This is a genomic window from Faucicola mancuniensis (genome assembly GCF_046523945.1).
Lineage (GTDB): Bacteria > Pseudomonadota > Gammaproteobacteria > Pseudomonadales > Moraxellaceae > Faucicola > Faucicola mancuniensis.
This window is the reverse complement of the sequence record NZ_CP171363.1, coordinates 1,647,449-1,667,806: the sequence shown is the minus strand read 5'-3', so window position 1 is coordinate 1,667,806 and position 20,358 is coordinate 1,647,449. Positions and strand designations below refer to the sequence as shown.

Sequence of the window (20,358 nt, the reverse complement as noted above, 5' to 3'; positions counted from 1 at the left end):
ATTTTGATGAAAAATCAAATGCTGTTTTGTACTGTTGCCTTGACCATATTCAGTTTAACAGGCTGTGCCACCACACCAAAACCCACTTTAACCACCACCCAATGCCAATCTGCCAACTGGCAGGCGATTGGTTATCAAGATGGGCTGTTGGGGCGTTCGGCGGATTTTATCCAAAAACACCGTGAGGCGTGCGGTAGCTTACCTGTCGTAAAAACCGAGTGGCAACAAGGGCGTGAGGCGGGTTTACAAAAATATTGTACGCCTTTGCGTGCCTATCAACTTGGGCGAGAGGGCTTTGCCTTTAACAATGTGTGTCCACCTGATATGACGCTGGATTTGTTAAAATCGCATGACGAGGGCTATGCCCATTATCAGCGTGAGCGTGCCTTGCAGGATTTTTATTATAACGACTGGTATCCGTTTGGCTGGGGGCGTTATCCTTATGGTTTGATGTTGCCACGCCGATTTGTCAGCCCAACATTGCCAAATTATGTGGATTTGCCAGCCGATACCAAAACCACGCCATAATTTTGCAAAAGGATTTTTATGGAAAATTGTTTAAAAACAATACTATGCGGTTTGACAAGTTTGCCGATATTGGCATTTGCTCAAGAGATTAATCAAGATAACCATGTTTTGCCAAATGATTTTGACAAAAATTATGGTATTTTTTTACCCCAAGAACAACCAAATAACAGTTGGGTAGATAAAAAACACGAACAAACAGGCAAAATCCTTGATAAAATAGCTCAAACAATGGATGATTGGTTTGGCACAACCGACCCAAACAAACCTGCCAATGCCAGTTTGCGTCTGATATCGGACACCAGTTGGAATGAAACGGACGGCACGACCAGTAAAATCCGCGTGCGAGGCAAAGTCAAACTACCCACGTTAGAACGTAGACTAAGCATCGTATTTGGGGACGAGCGTCTTGACGATGTGGCAAATCGTACCAACATTCACGCCCCACTACCCCAAAATCAGTTAGACCCAAACAGCACTTTTAAACAAGATGTCAAAGAACATTCGTCTTTGGCGGTGCGTTGGTCGGATTTTAGTGAAAAATTGCCGTTTGACACCGACTTTGACATTGGTATTCGTTCGCATGGCAACATTTTTGCGAAGGTGCAAGCGAGCAAAGATTGGCAATTAAACGAGCAAACACGGCTGTTTACCGAGCAAACCTACCGTTATAGCAAGCGTGATAAAAACGAATTTTTTAGTTATTGGGAAGTCAATTATCAACAAGACAGCAATACCACGATTAGTTTGCCGTTCAATGTTCATTATCAAGACAACAGCGATGATGATTTTGATTGGAATTCATCACTTTTGCACACGCATTTTTATAAAAATCAACGAAAGTTTAGTTATGGCTTATATACGGACGGTCATATCAATGACAATCAAATGACAACCAACCGCAAAGGCGTGGTCGCTTCATGGCGACAACCGATTTGGAAAGATTGGTTATTTTTGCAAACTGATATTGATTATTTAGACAACAAGCGTGAAAACCGTGACCATAAGATCGGTGGTTTATTGCGATTAGAAGCGATTTTTTAAACAAATTTTTAATTCTTAAATCATAAATCTAATTTATTGATTTTATTGCCCCACCCTCTTGCGAAGCAGTGCTTCTCATCCTCAAGGGGGAGGGAACTCCCCTTCCATTGGGAGGGGCTGGGGGAGGGTGTTGTTGAGAGTGACCTAAATTTTAACATTTTAACAATCAAGTAAAAAAATGAACGCATACATAACACGTCCATTTTTTTGAACATTTTTTGTTAAATGTTATTGCACATCTTCTGTAGCAAAATTAAAATATTTGGACTTGGTGTTGGTGATTTTTTCCACCGCTTCAATTACTTCTTCCACGATATCATCATACACACCATAATGTAATTCATTGCGAAATGAAGTAAACGGGCTTTTTCGCAAACCAGAACGCACTTCGGTAATGCCGTTTTTGTGATAAATAAAGTCCACTTTGCCATCGCTATTTAGCACACAGCTCAAACGCCCATCTTGCACCACCATGTCCACACGCTCAGGCATAAAAATATATTCGCTGACGTTTAGGGTTTTGTCCTCAACTGCTTTGACAAACAAAGATTTTAAATCAACCATTTTTAATCCTTAAAATTTAAAAAAACTATGGTGTTATTGTACCAAACTTCAGTGTAAAAATCTGTAAATGATTGGCAATATTCTGTTATCTTTACTTTATCAAATTTTGGACTATAATACTTAGAAAGATTTTATTTTTCGCCCAATTTTTCCAAATATTTTAACCATAAAAAGGCACAACAATGGCAAAAAAACGCAAGAAAAAAATGGCAAAACACCCTGTTCAAGCAAGTCGTTTTAGCTATTTGTCGGAACACGCCATTTTACGCCTACGGCAACGCACCCAACTACAGCCCAACGAAATGAACCATTTGCTTGACAATCATGGTTATTTTCGGCTTGGCTCGCACGCAGGGTTTCACCGTGAACATTTGTTGTTTTATAGCCCAAAAGATGACACTTGTTTTGTCGCCATTCAAGACCACCGCATGGGCAAAGTCGTTACCATTTTACCGACCAATTATCACAAAAATTTGGCATGGACAGTTACCGAAAGCGACTGCGAGCAGGCAAAATTGCAGTACGAGATTTATTATCAACAATATTTGGTAGAAAAGCCACCCGAAATCGCCCACCCGCCTGTCACGCCAAAACCACCGCCCAAAGTACAAAAATCGGCGGATATCGTGCTGACCTATCGGCTACACCATCACCAAGATGACCAAGCTCGCCTTGAGTTTTTGGGCAAAGAAGGCAAACGCAAAAAAGCCAAATTTATTTTGACCGTGACTTATATTGGCATGGATTTAAAAATCAAACGCAAAACTTTGTTTAATGTTAAAGCCGAAAAGTATGAGCATAACACGGCGTTGTTGTGGCAAGATTCTGCTATTTTGACCAAAATTGATGACACCATTGCCAAAAAAAACCTACACGCCAATGCCATTTTTTTGTTAGAAGTGTTAAATCGTGACAAAAATTTGATAGATTATTTGACCTTTAGAGAGCATTACGAGGCGGTCATCTTTGTGCAGGGTTATTTGGTAAAACGTCAAGCCATGTATGACTTGTTACGCACCTTGGATTTTAATCAACAACAGTTAATCTTTTTACCAAAATGGCAACATTATCCAAGATTGACTTTTAACAATCAAAAATTGACGCACAATAAAAAATCACCCCGCAAAAAACAGCTTGCCAAGGTGATTTTTATGTTAATTTTATTAACCTTAATTTATCAAGTATTTAAACAAAAAATCAAAGGTTTGTTTAGAAAAATTCATTTTTAATTTTAAATTAACTTAAAATTAAACTGTCGTCTTCTATCACTTCGCCACGAGTTTTTTCAAACATATCTAACAAATCATGCACCGTCATGCCTTGCCGTTGTTCACCTGACACATCAAGGACGACTTGCCCTTGGTGTAACATCACTGTGCGTGTGCCATGTGTCAAGGCTTGTTGCATGGAGTGCGTTACCATCATGGCGGTCAAGTTGTTGTCTTTGACGATTTTGTCGGTCAATTGCAGTACAAAACTGGCGGTTTTTGGGTCAAGGGCGGCGGTGTGTTCATCTAGCAGTAGGATTTTTGATGGTTGCAAACTTGCCATCAGTAGGCTCACCGCTTGACGTTGTCCGCCCGATAATAACCCCATGCGGTCGGTCAAACGGTTTTCCAAGCCCAATTTTAAAATCGCCAGTTTTTCTCTGAATATTTCTCGGTTTTTGCTGTTCAATGCCGATTTTAAAAAGCGACTTTCGCCACGCTTGTACGCCAATGCCATGTTTTCTTCAATGGTTAAACCTTCGCAAGTGCCTGCCATTGGGTCTTGGAATACACGGGCGACCCAGTTGGCTCGTTCGTGGGCAGATTTTTTGGTTACGTCAATGCCGTTTAGTGAAATTTTGCCACTATCTACTTTGATTGTACCTGCAATGGTGTTCAAAAAAGTGGATTTTCCTGCACCGTTTGTACCGATAACAGTAACAAACTCGCCTTCTTCAATGCGAAGACTAATGCCACGCAACGCAGGATTTTCAATCGGCGTGCCTGCATTAAACGTTAAACGTAAATTTTCAGCTTGCATCATGGTGATAATTCCTTATGGTTGTACGTTTTTTGTACGTTTTTTAAGAACATTGGCTTTGATTTTTGGCAAAATTAACGCAATCACCACCAGTAACGCTGTAATTAAGTTCAAATCTTGCGGTCCAAAACCGATTTCTCGTAAGGTATCGCTAGATAATGCAATTTGGATAAACAGCTTGTACAAAATCGCACCGATAATCACCGACAATGTGATAAATAGCATACGTTTTGATGGCATGATGGTTTCACCAATAATCACCGCCGCCAAACCAATGACAATCGTACCCACCCCAATAGAAATATCCGCACCGCCTTGGGTCTGCACAAATAACGCCCCTGCCAATGCAATCAAGGCATTAGAAATCGCCATACCAATGATTATAGTGCGAGACGTATGAATGCCCTGTGCTTGCGACATTCGCAAATTTGAACCTGTGGCACGCATGGCAAGTCCTGTTTCGGTGCTAAAAAACCAGTCTAACAACAGTTTTACCCCAATCACCACACCGCCAATCACCGCACATCGCATCCAAAAGCCATTACTGTCATTGACAAGCCCTTCAAAAACGGTGGGTTCACCAAGCAAAGGCAAATTCGGTGCGTCCATAATGCGTAAATTTACCGAATACAACGCCACCATCACCAAAATACTGGCAAGCAATTGCAAAATACCCAATTTGACGTGCAACCACGCTGTGACAATGCCAGCCAAACCGCCTGCCAACATACCAAAAATACAGGCAACCCAAGGGTTAAACCCTGCAATGATAGACACACCCGCAACCGCACCGCCCAAAGGAAAGCTACCATCAGCCGTCAAGTCTGGAAAATCCAAAACACGAAAGGAAATATAAACACCTAAAGCCACCAGTGCATAAATTAAACCACTTTCTAATGCACCAAAAAAAGCAAGTAATGACATAATAAAATCACAAGTCCAATAAATAAAATAACTGCTTAATCAAGTAAGCAGTCAGATGTCAAAGTAAACCAAGCCGATAAATCGGCTTGGTTCATCACATAAACCGTATAAATTAACATATTTTTCATCGGTTTCACAACGTTTTTTTTAAAATTATTGTTTTGCTTGAGGCTTTGGCTCAACTTCTGTCGCTTCTTTTAACAATTCTGGCGACAAAGTAATGCCAACTTCTTGGGCGTGTTTTGGGCTTAAGTACAAATCTAACTTTTGCATGGTAACAGGTTTGATTGTGCCGACTTGTTCGCCTTTTAACACACGAGTTACGATTTTGCCTGTTTCTTGTCCCAATGTTTTGTAATTCACGCCCATTACCGCTACCGCACCACGAGGTACAGAGCCTGCGTCTGAGGCAACCAATGGTACTTTGATTTCTTTGGCAGCTTGATACAAGGCTTCGTATGCAGCGACCACATTATTATCAAGCGAGGTATAAATCAAATCCACTTTGCCTTGTAAACTGCGAGTCGCTTGTGGAATATCGGTTGAACGTTGTGCAGGGGCTGGCACGACATTGATACCCATTGGTTTTAATTTTTCTTGTAATTGTTTTAACACAACGGTGGAATTAACTTCACCGGGGCTATACACATAACCGACATTTTTAACCGTTGGCACGATTTTTTTCATCAATTCAATCTGTGGCTCAAGTGGCAAAATATCCGAACCGCCGGATACATTCGTACCAGACGCTTCCCACGATGGTACAAGTTTGGCTGCTACAGGGTCAGTAACGGCTGAGAATACCACAGGAATGGTTTTGGTCGCAGCGACCATAGACTGTGCCGATGGCGTGGCAATCGCCACAATCACATCAGGATTGTCCGCCACAAACTGTTTGGCAATCTGCCCTGCGGTAGCGGTGTTGCCTTGTGCTGATTGAAAGGTGATTTTTAAATTTTGACCTTCTTTATAGCCGTCCTTTGCCAACTGCTCAATCACGCCTTCACGCACCGCATCCAATGCTGGGTGCTCCACGATTGCGGTAATGGCGACCGTTCTTGTATCTGTTGAAGCAGGTGCAGTCGTTGGTGTACTGGCATTGGTGCTGTCGGCTTTGGCTGTTTCGCCTTGTCCACTTGGTTGGCTACAGCCGACAAGCCCTGCTAAACAGATACTACCGACCAACACGCTTTTGCTAAATTTTTTTGTTAATAAGGTTGGGTAAAACATGATAATTCTCCAAATATTTTTAACTTTTTATCTATATCAAAAATTATTCTACTACTTTATCGGCTTTGTCAATGACGGCTTGCGGAATGGTTAAACCTTGAGAACTTGCCACTTTTGGATTGACAAAAATATTTAATTTGTTCACTTTATAAACAGGAATACTACCCTTTTAACACTTGGCTGACGATTTTGCCTGTTTCTTTGCCAAATTCATAATAATCCACGCCAATGGCGACCCCTGCCCCACGAGATGTGGTACTGGTTTCCATAGAAAATAGTGGTTTTTTGCTTTCGGTCGCCACTTTTGCCAAAGCTTCATACGCCGACATCACATGATTGTCCGTTGGTGTGTAAATGACATCTACTTTTTCTGCCAAACTACGCCCTGCCATCGCAATCTCAGTGCTAGAATTTGCAGTCGCATCAATGACATTTAGCCCCATTTCGCCTGCTTTGGCTTTTAGATTTTTTAAAATCACGGTAGAATTGACTTTCGCAGGGCTATAAATATAGCCAATATTTTTCACATTTGGCAACACTTGTTTGAAAAATTCAAGCTGTGGCTCAAGTGGAATGGCATTGGACGCACCTGTAACATTCGTGCCAGAACCATCAAGTTTTGGCACAAGTTTTGCGGTAACAGGGTCGGTAACTGCCGAAAAAATCATAGGAATACTACTCGTCCCTGCGACGATCGGCTGTGCAGACGGTATAGAAATCGCCACAATCGCATCAGGTTTATCAGCGATAAACTGCTTGGCAATCTGCCCTGCGGTCGCACTGCTACCTTGTGCCGATTGATAATTAATCGTCAAATTTTGCCCTTCGGCATAGCCTTCGGTTGCCAACTGCTCAATCATGCCTTTTCGCACCGCATCAAGTGCTGGGTGGTCTACAATCGCTGTTACCGCAATGTTTTTTCTCAGCATTGACAGGCGTGGCTTGCTGTACGCTTGCGGTTTGGGCGTTGTCTTTGGTGGGTTGTTGTTCTGAAGTTGACTAACTACAAGCAGTCAAGACTAAACACGCACCCAACACACCGCCAATCGCCACATGATATTGCAAAAAATGTTGCCAAAAAAATTTACGAGATGTTATCAACACAAAAACGCCCCATATTGTGAAATGTTGAATCAATAAAATATTAAAAACCATAACTTAAAGTTATCATTTTTAACAAAACACTTAACATCTATTTTAGCAGTTTATTTTACAATCGCCTAGTAAATTTTTACAAAAAAACACTTTATTTTAATACCTTTAATCCTGCGGTATTTTCGCGGCGTGGACGGCTTGGTTTTTCTTTTTGTCCATCATCTTTTGATGAGTGATTGGCATTGGTTTTTGCCGTTTTTTCCAAATCCTGTCCGTCATATTCGTTGGGGTCAAAAAACATACCCAAATGATTGCTTTCTTTGGCATAAATACCCATCACCGCATAAAATGGCACCCAAATTTCTTTTGACACACCGCCAAAACGCCCTTGAAAATTGATAAATTCGTTATCCATGTGAAATTGATGGGTAGAACGGTTGGCAATGCTTAGCACAATGCGGTTGTCTTGGATAAATTCGGTCGGCACAACGACATGGGGGAAGGTGGTATCGACCATGATATAAGGGGTCAAGTGGTTGTCTTCTAGCCATTCAAACATGGCTTTGACCATGTAAGGGCGAGTTGGGGTTAAATCGTCTAAATTGATGGTATCCATAATAAACTCAAATTTAAGTGAAAAAGATTATATTAACATAGCCAATTGTGAAATTTGCCAAAACAATTTGTATAAAGTTTGTTAAAAATTATCACAAAGGCTGACAACTTTTTTTGAACATTTCTCGGCTAAAAATGCGTTGTTGATAATTTAAAATCGGACGGCATAAATGACTGGGTAAATCAATTTGCATTTTGTCCAAACGCCACAAAACGCTGGCTAAAATACAATCACATAGCCCAAATTTGTCCGACAAAAAAAATGGCTTATGAGCAAACAATGGCGATAACGTTACCAACGAATCGGTCAATTCTTTGCGAGTAATTTCGGCTTGTTTTTTATCCAGCGTATCGGTATGGGTCAATAAAATATGCGATTTGGCAATCCAATCTTGATTAATCCGCCAAATCAGTTGGCGATAATTGGCTCGGTCAGCAGGATTGTCTGGCAAAAGTTTGTTTTGGTAATAGCGGTCTTCTAAATATTCAAAAATCACCAAATTTTGATACAAAATCAAATCCCGATACACCAACACAGGCAAGGTGTTATAAGGGTTTAAATCGGCTAAATCTTCATATTGATTTAAAAAACGGTCTTCATCGTCCAAACCAATCTCATCAAATTCCAGCTGTTTTTCAAGCAAAACCAACCGAACTTGATGGCTTAAATAACCATCATCGGCATATAATAAAATTTTGTTGGTCGGATTAAAAGTTTGGTTTTGCATAAAGCCTATTTTAACACAAATTTATTCGGCTGTTATTTGTTAAAAATAAAAAAAGGTAGCCGAAACTACCTTTTTTTGTATAAGCAAATGTGCAATTATTTGACATCTTTCCAAAATTCTTTGTTTAGCAAGTAAACAGGAATTAACAATGCCAATAAGAATAGCACTACCCAAAAACCGTAGATTTTACGTTGATGGGCTTGTGGCTCTGCCATCCACGCCATAAAGTTTACGATATCGCCAATGTTTTGGCGGTATTGTTCTTTTGACGTGTTCATTTGCATATCATGCAAAACGTGTGGCATGGCGGCATTTGGCAATACGATATTATTAGAACCCCAAGGACGGCTTGGGTCTTCATAGAAGGCTAATAAATAAGTATAAACCCAGTCATTACCACGCAAACGTGTTTCCATAGACAAATCAGGCGGTGCCGCACCGAACCATGAACTTTGTAGTTCAGGGTCAATTTTTGCGGTGATATGGTCGCCCACTTGGTCAGTGGTTAGCATAAGATACTTTTCAACCAACTCTTTTGGAATATCTAAGTCTTTGTACATTTTTGAGTAACGCACGTATTGGGCGGTATGACAGCCCACACAGTAACTCATAAACATAGAAGCACCACGTTGGATTGATGGCTTATTGGTCAAATCAATTGGTGCAGACTCACAATGTAGCGTTTGCTCTTTACCCTCTACATCTTTATAAGTACCACAACCATGACCGCCAGCAGCTTGGGCAGAACTTGCTCCAAGCCCCAGTGCAACGGTCAGTCCCAATCCAGCGATTACTTTATTGATAGCTTTCATTAATGACCTCCAGTTACACGTTCAGGTGGCTGTTTACATTTTTCAATTGATGTATAAATTGGCATCAATAAGAAATACAAGAAATATAAAATTGTACAAATACGTGCAACCAAAGTCGCTGTATTGCTTGATGGAATCACACCCAAGTAGCCCAAGATTAAGAAGCTAACCACAAAGACAACCAAAGCGATTTTTGACAAAATACCTTTGTAGCGGATTGAACGTACTGGTGATTTGTCTAACCAAGGCAACACAAATAAGATTGCAATTGACGCACCCATCACAATCACCCCTGGTAAGGCAGAACCAAACATAGAAGGTGTCGCACGAAGCATGGCGTAGAAAGGTGTATAATACCAAACTGGTGCAATGTGTGCAGGTGTTTTCAATGGATTTGCCGCTTCAAAGTTAGGTGGTTCAAGGAAGAAACCGCCCCCTTCTGGGAAGAAGAATACCACAGAGAAGAACACAATAAAGAACACCACAATACCCACAAGGTCATGCACAGTATAATATGGGTGGAACGCAACGCCATCTAGTGGCACGCCATTTTTGTCTTTTAATTTTTTGATATCGATACCGTCTGGGTTATTAGAACCAACATGGTGCAAAGCAACCAAATGCACAAATACCAAACCGACCAAAATCAAAGGAATCGCCACAACGTGCAATGCAAAGAAACGGTTCAAAGTAATACCAGAGATAATATAATCCCCTTTTACCCATTCGCCCAACGCATCACCAATAAAAGGAATCGCCGCAGGCAAGTTCAAAATAACCTGTGCACCCCAAAATGACATATTACCCCAAGGTAACAAATAACCAAAGAAGCCCTCTGCCATCAAGCACAGATAAATACCCATACCAATCAGCCAAACAAGCTCACGAGGTTTTTTGTAAGAACCATAAAGAAGACCACGGAACATATGCAAATAAACCACAACGAAAAATGCCGAAGCCCCCGTTGAGTGCATATAACGGATTAACCAACCGCCCTCAACATCACGCATAATATATTCCAAAGAAGCAAAAGCACCTTCTGCACTTGGATTAAACATCATGGTTAGCCAAATACCTGTTACCAACTGGTTTACCAAAACCACCATTGACAACACACCAAAAAAATACCAAAAGTTAAAGTTTTTTGGTGCATAGTATTTTGACATATGATATTCATAGGTTTCAGTCGCAGGAAAGCGTGCATCCACCCAATTCATCAATCTTTTACCCATACTCATCTTAAGCTACCCCCACCGTTAAAATCGTACCGCTGAGATTATAGTCTGGAATCGGCAAATTACGAGGTGCAGGTTGCCCTCTAAGCACACGACCTGCCAAGTCATATTTTGAACCATGACAAGGGCAGAAGAACCCACCAAGCCAGCTAGCACCACCTAAATCAGCAGCACCAACCTCAGGACGGAACGCAGGTGCACAGCCCAAATGCGTACAAACCCCCTCACACACCAACACTTCAGAATTATCTTTAGAGCGTGATTGGTTTTTACAATACTCTGGCTGTAGCGAACCATCAGAATTTGGGTCAGCAAGGCTACTTTCGACCTTGGCTAGATTGTCCATCATCTCTTTTGTACGCTTAACAATATAGATGGGCTTACCACGATATTTCACAACCACCATTTGTCCAGCGTCAATACTACTGATATCCTGCGTTACAGGAGCACCAGCGGCTTCTGCTTTTGCACTCGGATACCAAGAACGAACAAACGGCGTTGCAATCGCTGCAACACCTACTGCCCCCATCGCGGCAGTTGATGCGATTAATACTCTACGGCGTTTTAAATCAACGCCTTCGGCATGGCTCATTAATACTTCCTCCAGCTTAATGTTTAATCCATCGCTCACCTAATAGCAAAACTATTAACATGGCTAAATGTGGCTACATTAATGGCTACTAAATTGGCTGTGGTCAAATCAGAATCAAATAAATCAACTCTAATAACCCATTATTAAGGATAGGTCAAAACCATTAAAAAAAAGATTATTGATTACATCACGATAAAATTTATATGATAAATCAGATAAACACATCACAAAATTTATCACAAAAACATATAATAACATAACCACAATAAATATATGGTTATTTTAAATCAGTTGCGAATTAAATGCTACTGTTGCTTTGCCTAAATTTTAAGAATTATACATATTTTAAGCTATTTTTGTAATAAAATAAATTACAAAATGAAAAAATAAAAAACCCTTGCGAAAAACAAGGGCTTTTTTTGTAAAATTGCACAACAAAAACGCAATATAAAATTAACGCTTTGAGTATTGTGGACGTTTACGAGCTTTGCGTAAACCCAATTTTTTACGTTCAACTTCACGAGCATCACGAGTTACAAAACCTGCTTCTTTTAGTGCTGGTTTTAATGTTTCGTCAGAATCAATCAACGCACGAGTAATACCATGACGGATTGCACCTGCTTGACCATTGATACCGCCACCTTTTACAGTTACATAGATATCATATTTGTCTGCTGAATCTAACAATTCTAATGGCTGACGTACAACCATCACAGAAGTTTCACGACCAAAATATTCGTCAAGTGGTTTACCATTTACGATGATGTTACCAGAACCTGCAGACAAAAACACACGAGCTGTTGAGGTTTTACGACGACCTGTACCGTAGTTGCGTTCCATGTGTTTCTCCTTAGATGTCTAATACTTGAGGTTGTTGAGCAGTATGTGGATGCTCAGTACCTGCATACAGTTTTAGCTTTTTAATCATCGCATAGCCCAATGGGCCTTTTGGCAACATACCTTTAACGGCTTTGTGTAGTACGTCTTCTGGTTTGTGTGCGATTAATTTTGTGAAATTAGTTTCTTTAATACCACCTGGATAGCCTGTGTGACGGTAGTATTTTTTGTCTTGGGCTTTTTTGCCTGTTACAGCAACTTTATCCGCATTGATAACAACGATATAATCGCCTGTATCAACGTGTGGTGTGTATGATGGCTTATGCTTACCACGTAAGCGAGATGCGATTTCACTCGCTAGGCGACCAAGCGTTTTACCTTCAGCGTCTACGATATACCAATCGTGAGTCACTTCATGTGGTCTAGCACTGATAGTTTTCATGTTTAAAAACCTTAAATTAAGTTAATAGTTGAGAGTGAGTGTCTGGGAAACGAGGGCTCTCAAAATTAGAACGTGTATTATAAGCGTTCTGACAAATAGTTGCAAGATGTCAAAGTGAGTTTTTTTGACTTTTCATCTTATTTTTGGCTTATTTTGTCAAATCTTTTAAGCGAAAAATAATTTTAATGGCAAATCTACGCCGACTTTATTAATAATTTCACCATTTTTTTGCTGTAAAACTTGCTCGGCAAACAAATTCACCACCATCGGCAAAAGCTGATGCTCTAAGGTATGCACACGGTTTTGTAACTCGTCAGCGGTTTCACTATGTTTCACTTCGGTAACCGCTTGGGCAATCACTTCACCAGCGTCTAGTTCGCTTGTCACCAAATGCACGCTACAGCCGTGATATTTTTCACCACTTTTTAGCACACGCTCGTGAGTGTCCAAGCCTTTATAATTGGGCAAAAGTGATGGGTGTAGGTTTATCATTGGCACGTGTAAGCCGTTTTGTGCGGTTACGCCATCTATAAAAAGTGGCGTTAAAATTCGCATAAAGCCTGCCAACACCACCAAATCGGGTTGCCAGTCGTTTAGCACTTCTAGGGCTTTTTGTTCAAAGCCAACTCGGGTGTATTTTTTGCCGTTGTCGTCTTTGTCAATGATGGCGGTGGTGATGTTTGCTTTTTTGGCACGCTCTAGGGCGAATGCGTCTGCACGATTGCTGATGATGCCAACGATGTCAATGTTTAGGCTTTTGTTTAATTGTTTGTCAATTAATACTTGTAAATTGCTGCCGCTACCAGAAACTAGGACGGCAATTTTTAGGGGTTTTGAGTTCATTTTTTTCTAATTATTAAAATCATCGCTCACATACACCGTATCAAATAATTTAACGTCAAGCGGTGCTAATTTCTTTGGTGTTTCTTGTTCCGATTGTTTTTCAATCGTTAAAAAAGGCATATTCATGATAAGTTTTACCAAAGCAAACCTTTCATTTGCCGATAATTTTTCAATCATTGGCACAAATTGTTGCACATTTGGTTCAAATTCTTGATAATTAAAATCTGAAGTTAAAACTTGCATAAATACACCTTTTTTATTTTAATGATTAACGATAAGTAACCGCCTCGCCATCACGTTTAACAATCTCACCTAATTTCCACGCATTTTCACCGTTGTCATTTAACAGTTTAATCGCTTCATCAGCTTTGTCTTTTGGCAACACCACCACAAAACCGACGCCACAGTTAAAGGTGCGGTACATCTCCATTTGCTCAATGTTACCTTTTTCTTGTAGCCACGCAAACACAGGTGGAAACGCCCAAGAATTGACATCAATTTGAGCGGTTAAGTCATCTGGCAATACTCGTGGCAGGTTTTCGGTCAAGCCACCGCCTGTAATGTGTGCCATTGCGTGCAAATTAGCATTACCAAGCGTTTTTTGTAGGGCTTGGATTGATTTGACATAGATTTTGGTTGGGGCAAGTAGCACATCTTTGATAGATTTGCCGTCAATGGTTTCCGTATTTGTGTCGGTTTTTGCCACTTCCATGACTTTACGCACGAGCGAATAGCCGTTTGAATGCACGCCACTAGACGCAATGCCAATTAACACATCGCCTTCTTTGACATTTTCGCCTGTGATGACTTCATCTTCTTCCACCACGCCTACGCAAAAGCCCGCCAAATCATAATCTTCATCTTGATACATTCCCGGCATTTCGGCAGTTTCACCACCAATTAACGCACAATTGGCAAGCAGACAGCCATCGCCAATGCCTTTAATCACCGACTCTGCCGTGTCCACGTCTAGTTTGCCTGTGGCGTAATAATCTAAGAAAAACAACGGCTCTGCACCGCATACAAGCAAGTCGTTCACGCACATGGCGACCAAATCTTGACCGATGGTATCATGCTTGTTAAAGTCCAATGCCAATTTTAATTTTGTGCCAACGCCGTCCGTGCCAGATACCAGTAGCGGTGATTTGTAGCCTTGTGGAATACGGCATAACGCCCCAAATCCGCCAAGTCCGCCCACCACTTCTTTGCGTGAAGTGGCTTTGGCAACCGATTTGATACGGGAAACAAGGGCTTCGCCTGCGTCAATGTCCACGCCTGCGTCTTTGTAGCTTAATGATTGGGAGGTTTGAGAAATCATAATATTTCCAAAATATTAGTTAAAAAAGATACGCCCATTATACCGAAATTTTTAGAAAAAGACATTAATCAGTTTGTTTTGGTGTGATTTTGTTAAAATTTCGCACAATTTTGTAGTATTTTGCATTTGCCACTGGCTATTTTTTTAAAAAATGCCTAAACTAATGCCTAAATTACAACCATTTAAAACAACAAAAAATTTGAGAATCCTATGCAATCACATCGCTTTGACCCTTTTTTTACACGTCTGTTTATTTTGACAGGCATTGGCATTTTATTGTATCTGATTTATCGCTTGAATATGGTGCTTGTGCCGTTTATTTCTGCGTTTGTTCTTGCTTATTTACTAAACCCAATTGTAACCAAAATTGAACAAACCTTAAAAGTTCGCCGTTGGTTGGTGATTTTGGTGGTGTATTTTGGCATTACTTTTGGGCTTGCAATGTTACTTTGGTGGCTATTGCCTTTGATTTGGACACAAGCACAAGATTTTTGGTCGTCCATTCCGTCCATGATTGATTGGTATAATCAGACCGCTCGTGGCTGGGTGCAACAGCATTTAAGGGTGCATTTGCCGATTATTCAGCTCAAAAACTGGTCGTCAGGGCTACTCGGCTATGTGCAAGAGCATTATAACGCCACCGATGCCAAAACATTGTTTGACAATATTTTTTTACAAGGCATGAACGTTGTCAATGTTGCAGGTGTGCTCGTGTTAATTCCGATTTTAAGTTTTTATTTTTTATATAATTGGTCGGAACGTATCAAAAGTTGGCAAAACAGTATTCCACGCCCCTATGTCAACAAGGTGAGCGAAATTGCCAAAGAAAGCGATGAAGCCTTGATGTCCTTTGTTAAGGGACAATTTTTGGTGATGATTTTATTGGGGACGGTATATGCGGTGCAGTTACAATTTATTGGCTTAAATGTCGGTTTGATTATCGGTATGACCGCAGGGATAGCCAGTTTTGTGCCGTATTTGGGCTTTACGATTGGTTTTATTGCGGCGATTATCGCAGGATTTTTTCAGTTTGGACTTGATTGGACAAAAATGTTCATGATTATGGGGGCGTTTATGGTCGGTCAAGCGGTGGAAGGCTATATTTTACAGCCGTTATTATTGGGTGATAAAATCGGCTTGTCGCCACTATGGGTAATGTTTGCGGTGTTGGCAGGGGCAAGCTTGATGGGGATTGTCGGTATGCTGATTGCCTTGCCTGTGGCGGCGGTGTTAAATGTATTGGCTCGCCATGCCTATCAAGCCTATATCCGAAGTGATTATTACAAAGAAAAAACTGAACATAATTTGGTGGATAACCCTTAACCAAATTTTATTCAAAACAAAAAAATGACTTTTAAGTAAAATATTAAAAGTCGTTTTTTTTGACAAACTTTTTATCAAATGCTGAAATTCAACCACGCCATGAATTAGCTTTTTACCAAATGCCAATTTTCAGCTATAATACGCAACCATGACATAACAAAATTTTTAAGGTTCTCCCATGACAAATACCCAACAAAATTCACCCATTGAACAAGACGACACTTACCAATCATTGATGAACGACCCTGTAACCGATGAAAACGAAGAAGTTGAAACCGAAACTGCAACCGAAACAGGCGAAAAACACCCACTTGATGATGATATTCGCTCCGCTCGCTTTCGCAAATTACAAAAGAAAATCCGCCGTCAAGTGTCGCACGCCATTCACGACTATAATATGATTGAAGATGGCGACGTGGTGATGGCGTGTATTTCTGGTGGGAAAGATAGTTTTACCTTGCTTGATATGTTGTTGTTTTTAAAGCGAATTGCACCGATTAACTTTGACGTGGTGGCGGTCAATCTTGACCAAAAACAACCGGGGTTTCCAGAAGATATTTTGCCAAATTATCTGACCGAACACCAAATTCCCTACTATATTTTGGAAAAAGACACCTATAGTATCGTCAAAAGTATCGTGCCAGAGGGAAAAACTTACTGTTCAGCGTGTTCTCGCCTGCGTCGTGGCTCATTGTACGGTTTTGCCAAACAAATCGGTGCGACCAAAATTGCGTTAGGTCATCACAGAGATGACATGATGGCGACTTTCTTTTTGAATTTGTTTCATGGCGGTAGCCTAAAATCCATGCCACCAAAATTACTGTCGGACGATGAACAAAACGTGCTAATTCGTCCGCTTGCCTATGTAGAAGAAAAGGACATCATCAAATATGCCAATTACAAAAAATTCCCAATTATCCCTTGTAATCTGTGCGGTAGCCAAGAAAATCTGCAACGTGCGATGATTAACGAAATGTTAAGAGATTGGGATAAACAGTATCCGAACCGCTTAAATTCTATCTTTGGGGCATTGCAAAACGTCGCACCAAGCCAGCTTGCCGACCGTAAATTGTTTGATTTTGAAAATTTGTCACTTAATCGTGATGATAAACAAAGCGTGTTTGAAGGGGAAAATATTCAAGCAGGGCAAATCTCGGAAAGCCTGCAACAAAAAGGTGTGCCAACCGCTCCGCAAGTGCAAACTTTTGACCCAAATAATCCTGAACACGTCAAAAAAGTGGCAAAATTAAACAAAATTCCAACGATTAATCCTGTGATTTGAGATTGGACTTTTGAATAACTTGATAAAATTTGGCGGTGTCAGTTTGCGTAAGTTTAAGAGCATTCAGACCACGCCAAAACGTCCGCTGCCTATCCAAACTTTTCTTTTAAAAATTCTATAAACACTTTGACTTTTAACGATTTTTGCCGAGTTTGCATAAAATAGGCATATAAAGTCGGAAATTTTTGCCAATGTTTTGCCAAATCGGCTGGTGTTGGTGATTGAGCCTTCATTAACAATGGCGTGAAAAATAGTGAGATAGCCGTAAATGGAGCTGTTAATCGGTTGCATATTTTCTCTTTTTGAATTCAAAAATCGCTCTTTTATTATTAAATTATACCTAATAGTGAATTAGGTATTCATCATCTTGTTATTATAATGTTTTCTGTTAAAATATGCTTATCTTTTTTAAATAGAAAAATTTTATGAAAAACGTTTTAATCATCTCTGGACACCCAGATTTACAAAACTCTATCGCCAATAAAACCATTTTGGACGAAGTGGCAACCGCCTTGCCAAATGCAAAAATCCGCAAATTGGACGAACTTTATCCCAATTTTAACATTGACGTGGCAAGCGAACAAGCGGAATTGTTAAATGCTGATGTGATTGTGTGGCAATTTCCGTTGTCGTGGTATTCCATGCCAGCCTTGATGAAAAAATGGCTTGATGATGTTTTTTTGCACGGTTTTTCGCACGGTAGTACGGCAAAACTGGGCGGTAAAAAGTTGATTGTATCCTTTACCACAGGTGCTCCTGCGGTGGCTTATCAGCATGATGCGGTGATGAAACATACGGTTGATGAGTTTTGCTATCAGTTTGAAACCACAGCGATTTTATGCGGTTTGGATTTGCAACCAATTGTTTATACCAATGGCGTGAGTTATTCGGCTCGTCAAACAGCAGAACAAATCGCAGGGCAAAAAGATTTGGCAAAAGAACACGCAAAACGCTTAATTACCGCCATTCAGGCTGCCTGAAAATTTACAAATTATTTGGCTGTATTAAAAATACGCTACAATAGCTTGGGTGTAGTATCTCTCTTAATCTAAATTATTTGGAATATTATGATGAAAACTAAATTACTAAAATTATCTTCTTTGTGTTTAGTTGCTGTGATTGGTTTAAATGGTTGCAGCGCATATGAAAAAGTAAATGATGCTGTGGATAATTTTACTAGCAATCCATTTGCTGCCGCATTGAGTACTGTTACTGGTGGAAAATGCTCATTGCCAGAAGTATTCAAATGGCATTACAAAAATCGCTACTTAATCAAATTAGAAGGGCGCAATATTGCAGAATTGAAAGAACGTGGCGTCTCACCCAAACAAGGCTTAGAAAAAAATAAATATTATTTATATGATGGTGCTTATTCTTGGGGTTTGAAACTGCTTCTTGAAAACTAACCAAATCTATCTTAGAATATCCAAATGAATAGATTAATTAGTATCAACGAAGCATCAAAACAACTTGGCGTATCTATCTCAACATTACGCAGATGGGACAAAAGTGGCATGCTTGTTGCCCAAAGAACGCCAAAAGGACACAGGCGTTACGATAAGTACTAGAATGACCCTTATACGTGGACACATCATCGCCCTAGACCCAACGAATAAACAAGCAACTTACTTTGCAAAGGCTTGCGGTGTAGCCCGTCTTGCCTATAACTGGGCGTTAGCCGAATGGCAAAACCAATACGAACAAGACAAAAAATACAGTGACGAATGTTTAGCAAATAGCATAGAAATTGATGAAACCAAACTTAACAAACCATCACAAGGCAAACTTAGAAAACAACTAAATAGCATAAAAAGACAACAATTCCCCTTTATGCTCGAAGTAACCAAATGTAGCCCACAACTTGCCATCATACAACTAGGAGACGCATTCAAACGCTTTTTTAAAGGTGAAAGCAAATACCCACAATTTAGAAAAAAAGGCGTAAATGACAGATTTAGCCTATCCAACGACCAATTTAGAATAGACGGCAAACGCATAAAAATCCCTAATTTAGGCTGGGTTAAAATGCGTGAAAACTTGCGTTTACAAGGCAAAATCCTATCCGCCAAAATCTTTAAACAAGGCGGTAAATGGTTTGTATCAGTTGCCGTTGAATTACAAAACATCATCAAACCACAACCCAAAACAGACAAACAAGTTGGTATTGATTTAGGCATTACAGACCTTGCCACCTTGTCAAATGGTGAAAAAATCCAAGCCCCCAAGCCATTAAAAGCTAAACTTAACAAATTAAAACGACTGTCAAAAAGTTTAAGCCGAAAACAAAAAGGCTCAAAAAACCGTGAAAAGGCAAAAACCAAGCTATCACGGCTACACTTTAAAATCAGTTGTATTCGTAAAGACTTTTTGCACAAGCTAACCACAAGCCTTGTTAAGTCTTATGATGTGATTTGTCTTGAAAACTTAAATATCAAAGGCATGGTAAAAAACCGTAAACTTAGCCGTGCGATTAATGATTTGGGTTTTTATGAATTTAAAAGACAACTGATTTATAAAGCGAACCAATGGGGCAAAACAGTGAAAGAATTAGATAGATTTTATCCCAGTTCAAAAACTTGCCACAATTGTAATTATAAATTGGATAACTTGCTACTTAATATGAGAAATTGGCAATGCCCAAATTGCCATATTACGCATGATAGAGATATAAACGCTAGTATCAATATCCTAAATCATGCAACTAAGGTTTTAACAACCTAATATTTTTGGCGGTGAGTTCCACCGTGTCAGCCTATGGAGTTGATGTAAGTCCAAGTTCAAATGAATAAGGCAAACAACGGCGAAGTAGGAAGAAAACGCTAAATTTGCTCTTGGGTAGATTTAGGTAGGTTTTTTGGAACGGTAGTGGTGATGTAACTAATACTTATATCGTTGATGGAGCAGGTAATCGCCGATTAGTT

The 20,358-nt window shown here is 40.0% G+C and carries 25 protein-coding genes; 9 read left to right on the top strand and 16 right to left on the bottom strand.

Translation table 11 applies throughout. The features are described from left to right. The first annotated feature begins 6 nt into the window (after positions 1-6). The gene (locus tag ACGTJS_RS08235) at positions 7-528 is read left to right on the top strand and encodes a DUF2799 domain-containing protein (RefSeq protein ID WP_410471715.1); all 522 of its coding nucleotides are present in this window, start codon (positions 7-9) and stop codon (positions 526-528) included. An 18-nt stretch (positions 529-546) separates the two neighbouring features. Continuing rightward, positions 547-1,569, top strand: coding sequence for a hypothetical protein (locus ACGTJS_RS08230; RefSeq protein WP_410471714.1), 1,023 nt, complete (start codon positions 547-549; stop codon positions 1,567-1,569). A gap of 228 nt (positions 1,570-1,797) precedes the next feature. Here ACGTJS_RS08230 and ACGTJS_RS08225 read toward each other — a convergent pair whose 3' ends face one another. Continuing rightward, positions 1,798-2,133 carry a hypothetical protein gene (locus ACGTJS_RS08225; protein ID WP_410471713.1) on the bottom strand — a complete coding sequence of 112 codons (336 nt, stop codon included), beginning with the start codon at positions 2,131-2,133 and terminating at the stop codon, positions 1,798-1,800. Between the two features lie 182 nt (positions 2,134-2,315). Here ACGTJS_RS08225 and ACGTJS_RS08220 point away from each other — a divergent pair, with 182 nt between their 5' ends. Further along, entirely contained in the window at positions 2,316-3,362 is a 1,047-nt protein-coding gene (locus ACGTJS_RS08220) for a hypothetical protein (protein WP_315043332.1), read from the top strand. 7 nt (positions 3,363-3,369) lie between these two features. On the opposite strand, the gene ACGTJS_RS08215 is transcribed toward ACGTJS_RS08220, so the two are convergent. The 14 genes from ACGTJS_RS08215 to purM form a co-directional block, all read right to left on the bottom strand. Next, entirely contained in the window at positions 3,370-4,164 is a 795-nt protein-coding gene (locus ACGTJS_RS08215; RefSeq protein ID WP_315043333.1) for an ABC transporter ATP-binding protein, read from the bottom strand. A 12-nt stretch (positions 4,165-4,176) separates the two neighbouring features. Then, positions 4,177-5,085, bottom strand: a complete 909-nt coding sequence (locus ACGTJS_RS08210; protein ID WP_410471712.1) for an ABC transporter permease — start codon at positions 5,083-5,085, stop codon at positions 4,177-4,179. A 153-nt stretch (positions 5,086-5,238) separates the two neighbouring features. Next, on the bottom strand, positions 5,239-6,315 hold the full coding sequence (locus tag ACGTJS_RS08205) for an ABC transporter substrate-binding protein (RefSeq protein ID WP_410471711.1): 1,077 nt from the start codon (positions 6,313-6,315) through the stop codon (positions 5,239-5,241). Positions 6,316-6,476: 161 nt separating this feature from the next. Beyond that, complete coding sequence (locus tag ACGTJS_RS08200) at positions 6,477-7,244, bottom strand: ABC transporter substrate-binding protein (protein WP_410471710.1); 768 nt, start codon at positions 7,242-7,244, stop codon at positions 6,477-6,479. Positions 7,245-7,561: 317 nt separating this feature from the next. Further along, positions 7,562-8,026: a ClpXP protease specificity-enhancing factor gene (locus tag ACGTJS_RS08195; RefSeq protein ID WP_410471709.1), complete on the bottom strand. Its 465-nt coding sequence runs from the start codon at positions 8,024-8,026 to the stop codon at positions 7,562-7,564. A 91-nt stretch (positions 8,027-8,117) separates the two neighbouring features. Further along, complete coding sequence (locus ACGTJS_RS08190; protein ID WP_315043350.1) at positions 8,118-8,753, bottom strand: glutathione S-transferase N-terminal domain-containing protein; 636 nt, start codon at positions 8,751-8,753, stop codon at positions 8,118-8,120. Positions 8,754-8,848: 95 nt separating this feature from the next. Then, the gene (locus ACGTJS_RS08185) at positions 8,849-9,565 is read right to left on the bottom strand and encodes a cytochrome c1 (RefSeq protein ID WP_315043349.1); all 717 of its coding nucleotides are present in this window, start codon (positions 9,563-9,565) and stop codon (positions 8,849-8,851) included. Then, positions 9,565-10,782, bottom strand: coding sequence for a cytochrome b (locus ACGTJS_RS08180; RefSeq protein ID WP_410473249.1), 1,218 nt, complete (start codon positions 10,780-10,782; stop codon positions 9,565-9,567). The genes ACGTJS_RS08185 and ACGTJS_RS08180 overlap by 1 nt, the downstream gene beginning before the upstream one ends. A gap of 22 nt (positions 10,783-10,804) precedes the next feature. After that, complete coding sequence (petA, locus tag ACGTJS_RS08175) at positions 10,805-11,392, bottom strand: ubiquinol-cytochrome c reductase iron-sulfur subunit (protein WP_315043348.1); 588 nt, start codon at positions 11,390-11,392, stop codon at positions 10,805-10,807. Positions 11,393-11,845: 453 nt separating this feature from the next. After that, positions 11,846-12,232, bottom strand: a complete 387-nt coding sequence (gene rpsI, locus ACGTJS_RS08170) for a 30S ribosomal protein S9 (protein WP_315043347.1) — start codon at positions 12,230-12,232, stop codon at positions 11,846-11,848. Between the two features lie 10 nt (positions 12,233-12,242). Next, positions 12,243-12,671 (bottom strand): 50S ribosomal protein L13, encoded by a 429-nt coding sequence (rplM, locus tag ACGTJS_RS08165; protein WP_315043346.1) that lies wholly within the window; start codon positions 12,669-12,671, stop codon positions 12,243-12,245. A gap of 165 nt (positions 12,672-12,836) precedes the next feature. Next, a complete protein-coding gene (purN, locus tag ACGTJS_RS08160) occupies positions 12,837-13,514 on the bottom strand; it encodes a phosphoribosylglycinamide formyltransferase (protein WP_315043345.1) in 678 nt (225 codons plus the stop codon). A gap of 6 nt (positions 13,515-13,520) precedes the next feature. After that, complete coding sequence (locus ACGTJS_RS08155; protein WP_315043344.1) at positions 13,521-13,757, bottom strand: hypothetical protein; 237 nt, start codon at positions 13,755-13,757, stop codon at positions 13,521-13,523. A gap of 25 nt (positions 13,758-13,782) precedes the next feature. Beyond that, complete coding sequence (purM, locus tag ACGTJS_RS08150) at positions 13,783-14,832, bottom strand: phosphoribosylformylglycinamidine cyclo-ligase (protein ID WP_315043343.1); 1,050 nt, start codon at positions 14,830-14,832, stop codon at positions 13,783-13,785. A gap of 210 nt (positions 14,833-15,042) precedes the next feature. On the opposite strand from purM, the gene ACGTJS_RS08145 reads away from it, so the two are divergent. Together ACGTJS_RS08145 and ttcA are read left to right on the top strand one after the other, a co-directional pair. Continuing rightward, positions 15,043-16,155, top strand: a complete 1,113-nt coding sequence (locus tag ACGTJS_RS08145; protein ID WP_410471708.1) for an AI-2E family transporter — start codon at positions 15,043-15,045, stop codon at positions 16,153-16,155. A 178-nt stretch (positions 16,156-16,333) separates the two neighbouring features. Continuing rightward, a complete protein-coding gene (gene ttcA / locus ACGTJS_RS08140; protein ID WP_410471707.1) occupies positions 16,334-17,437 on the top strand; it encodes a tRNA 2-thiocytidine(32) synthetase TtcA in 1,104 nt (367 codons plus the stop codon). 63 nt (positions 17,438-17,500) lie between these two features. Here ttcA and ACGTJS_RS08135 read toward each other — a convergent pair whose 3' ends face one another. Continuing rightward, positions 17,501-17,728 (bottom strand): hypothetical protein, encoded by a 228-nt coding sequence (locus ACGTJS_RS08135; protein WP_410471706.1) that lies wholly within the window; start codon positions 17,726-17,728, stop codon positions 17,501-17,503. Between the two features lie 134 nt (positions 17,729-17,862). Between ACGTJS_RS08135 and ACGTJS_RS08130 the strand changes: the two genes are divergently transcribed. The 4 genes from ACGTJS_RS08130 (at position 17,863) to ACGTJS_RS08115 (ending at position 20,158) form a co-directional block, all read left to right on the top strand. After that, positions 17,863-18,417: an NAD(P)H-dependent oxidoreductase gene (locus tag ACGTJS_RS08130; protein WP_410471705.1), complete on the top strand. Its 555-nt coding sequence runs from the start codon at positions 17,863-17,865 to the stop codon at positions 18,415-18,417. Between the two features lie 87 nt (positions 18,418-18,504). Continuing rightward, positions 18,505-18,843, top strand: a complete 339-nt coding sequence (locus tag ACGTJS_RS08125; RefSeq protein ID WP_410471704.1) for a hypothetical protein — start codon at positions 18,505-18,507, stop codon at positions 18,841-18,843. A gap of 24 nt (positions 18,844-18,867) precedes the next feature. After that, positions 18,868-19,005 (top strand): MerR family transcriptional regulator, encoded by a 138-nt coding sequence (locus tag ACGTJS_RS08120; RefSeq protein WP_410471703.1) that lies wholly within the window; start codon positions 18,868-18,870, stop codon positions 19,003-19,005. Position 19,006: 1 nt separating this feature from the next. Further along, positions 19,007-20,158 carry an RNA-guided endonuclease InsQ/TnpB family protein gene (locus ACGTJS_RS08115; protein WP_410471702.1) on the top strand — a complete coding sequence of 384 codons (1,152 nt, stop codon included), beginning with the start codon at positions 19,007-19,009 and terminating at the stop codon, positions 20,156-20,158. The last annotated feature ends 200 nt before the right edge of the window (positions 20,159-20,358 follow it).

Excerpts from the sequence above, each read along its gene's own strand:
- ttcA (WP_410471707.1), top strand. The coding sequence starts at position 16,334 with ATGACAAATACCCAACAAAATTCACCCATTGAACAAGACGACACTTAC.
- purM (WP_315043343.1), bottom strand. The coding sequence starts at position 14,832 with ATGATTTCTCAAACCTCCCAATCATTAAGCTACAAAGACGCAGGCGTG.
- ACGTJS_RS08220 (WP_315043332.1), top strand. The coding sequence starts at position 2,316 with ATGGCAAAAAAACGCAAGAAAAAAATGGCAAAACACCCTGTTCAAGCA.
- rpsI (WP_315043347.1), bottom strand. The coding sequence starts at position 12,232 with ATGGAACGCAACTACGGTACAGGTCGTCGTAAAACCTCAACAGCTCGT.
- petA (WP_315043348.1), bottom strand. The coding sequence starts at position 11,392 with ATGAGCCATGCCGAAGGCGTTGATTTAAAACGCCGTAGAGTATTAATC.
- ACGTJS_RS08215 (WP_315043333.1), bottom strand. The coding sequence starts at position 4,164 with ATGATGCAAGCTGAAAATTTACGTTTAACGTTTAATGCAGGCACGCCG.
- ACGTJS_RS08185 (WP_315043349.1), bottom strand. The coding sequence starts at position 9,565 with ATGAAAGCTATCAATAAAGTAATCGCTGGATTGGGACTGACCGTTGCA.
- ACGTJS_RS08125 (WP_410471704.1), top strand. The coding sequence starts at position 18,505 with ATGATGAAAACTAAATTACTAAAATTATCTTCTTTGTGTTTAGTTGCT.
- ACGTJS_RS08145 (WP_410471708.1), top strand. The coding sequence starts at position 15,043 with ATGCAATCACATCGCTTTGACCCTTTTTTTACACGTCTGTTTATTTTG.
- ACGTJS_RS08195 (WP_410471709.1), bottom strand. The coding sequence starts at position 8,026 with ATGGATACCATCAATTTAGACGATTTAACCCCAACTCGCCCTTACATG.
- ACGTJS_RS08205 (WP_410471711.1), bottom strand. The coding sequence starts at position 6,315 with ATGTTTTACCCAACCTTATTAACAAAAAAATTTAGCAAAAGCGTGTTG.
- ACGTJS_RS08210 (WP_410471712.1), bottom strand. The coding sequence starts at position 5,085 with ATGTCATTACTTGCTTTTTTTGGTGCATTAGAAAGTGGTTTAATTTAT.
- ACGTJS_RS08115 (WP_410471702.1), top strand. The coding sequence starts at position 19,007 with ATGACCCTTATACGTGGACACATCATCGCCCTAGACCCAACGAATAAA.
- ACGTJS_RS08135 (WP_410471706.1), bottom strand. The coding sequence starts at position 17,728 with ATGCAACCGATTAACAGCTCCATTTACGGCTATCTCACTATTTTTCAC.
- ACGTJS_RS08180 (WP_410473249.1), bottom strand. The coding sequence starts at position 10,782 with ATGAATTGGGTGGATGCACGCTTTCCTGCGACTGAAACCTATGAATAT.
- ACGTJS_RS08235 (WP_410471715.1), top strand. The coding sequence starts at position 7 with ATGAAAAATCAAATGCTGTTTTGTACTGTTGCCTTGACCATATTCAGT.
- ACGTJS_RS08155 (WP_315043344.1), bottom strand. The coding sequence starts at position 13,757 with ATGCAAGTTTTAACTTCAGATTTTAATTATCAAGAATTTGAACCAAAT.
- rplM (WP_315043346.1), bottom strand. The coding sequence starts at position 12,671 with ATGAAAACTATCAGTGCTAGACCACATGAAGTGACTCACGATTGGTAT.
- ACGTJS_RS08230 (WP_410471714.1), top strand. The coding sequence starts at position 547 with ATGGAAAATTGTTTAAAAACAATACTATGCGGTTTGACAAGTTTGCCG.
- ACGTJS_RS08120 (WP_410471703.1), top strand. The coding sequence starts at position 18,868 with ATGAATAGATTAATTAGTATCAACGAAGCATCAAAACAACTTGGCGTA.
- ACGTJS_RS08190 (WP_315043350.1), bottom strand. The coding sequence starts at position 8,753 with ATGCAAAACCAAACTTTTAATCCGACCAACAAAATTTTATTATATGCC.
- ACGTJS_RS08130 (WP_410471705.1), top strand. The coding sequence starts at position 17,863 with ATGAAAAACGTTTTAATCATCTCTGGACACCCAGATTTACAAAACTCT.
- ACGTJS_RS08225 (WP_410471713.1), bottom strand. The coding sequence starts at position 2,133 with ATGGTTGATTTAAAATCTTTGTTTGTCAAAGCAGTTGAGGACAAAACC.
- purN (WP_315043345.1), bottom strand. The coding sequence starts at position 13,514 with ATGAACTCAAAACCCCTAAAAATTGCCGTCCTAGTTTCTGGTAGCGGC.
- ACGTJS_RS08200 (WP_410471710.1), bottom strand. The coding sequence starts at position 7,244 with ATGCTGAGAAAAAACATTGCGGTAACAGCGATTGTAGACCACCCAGCA.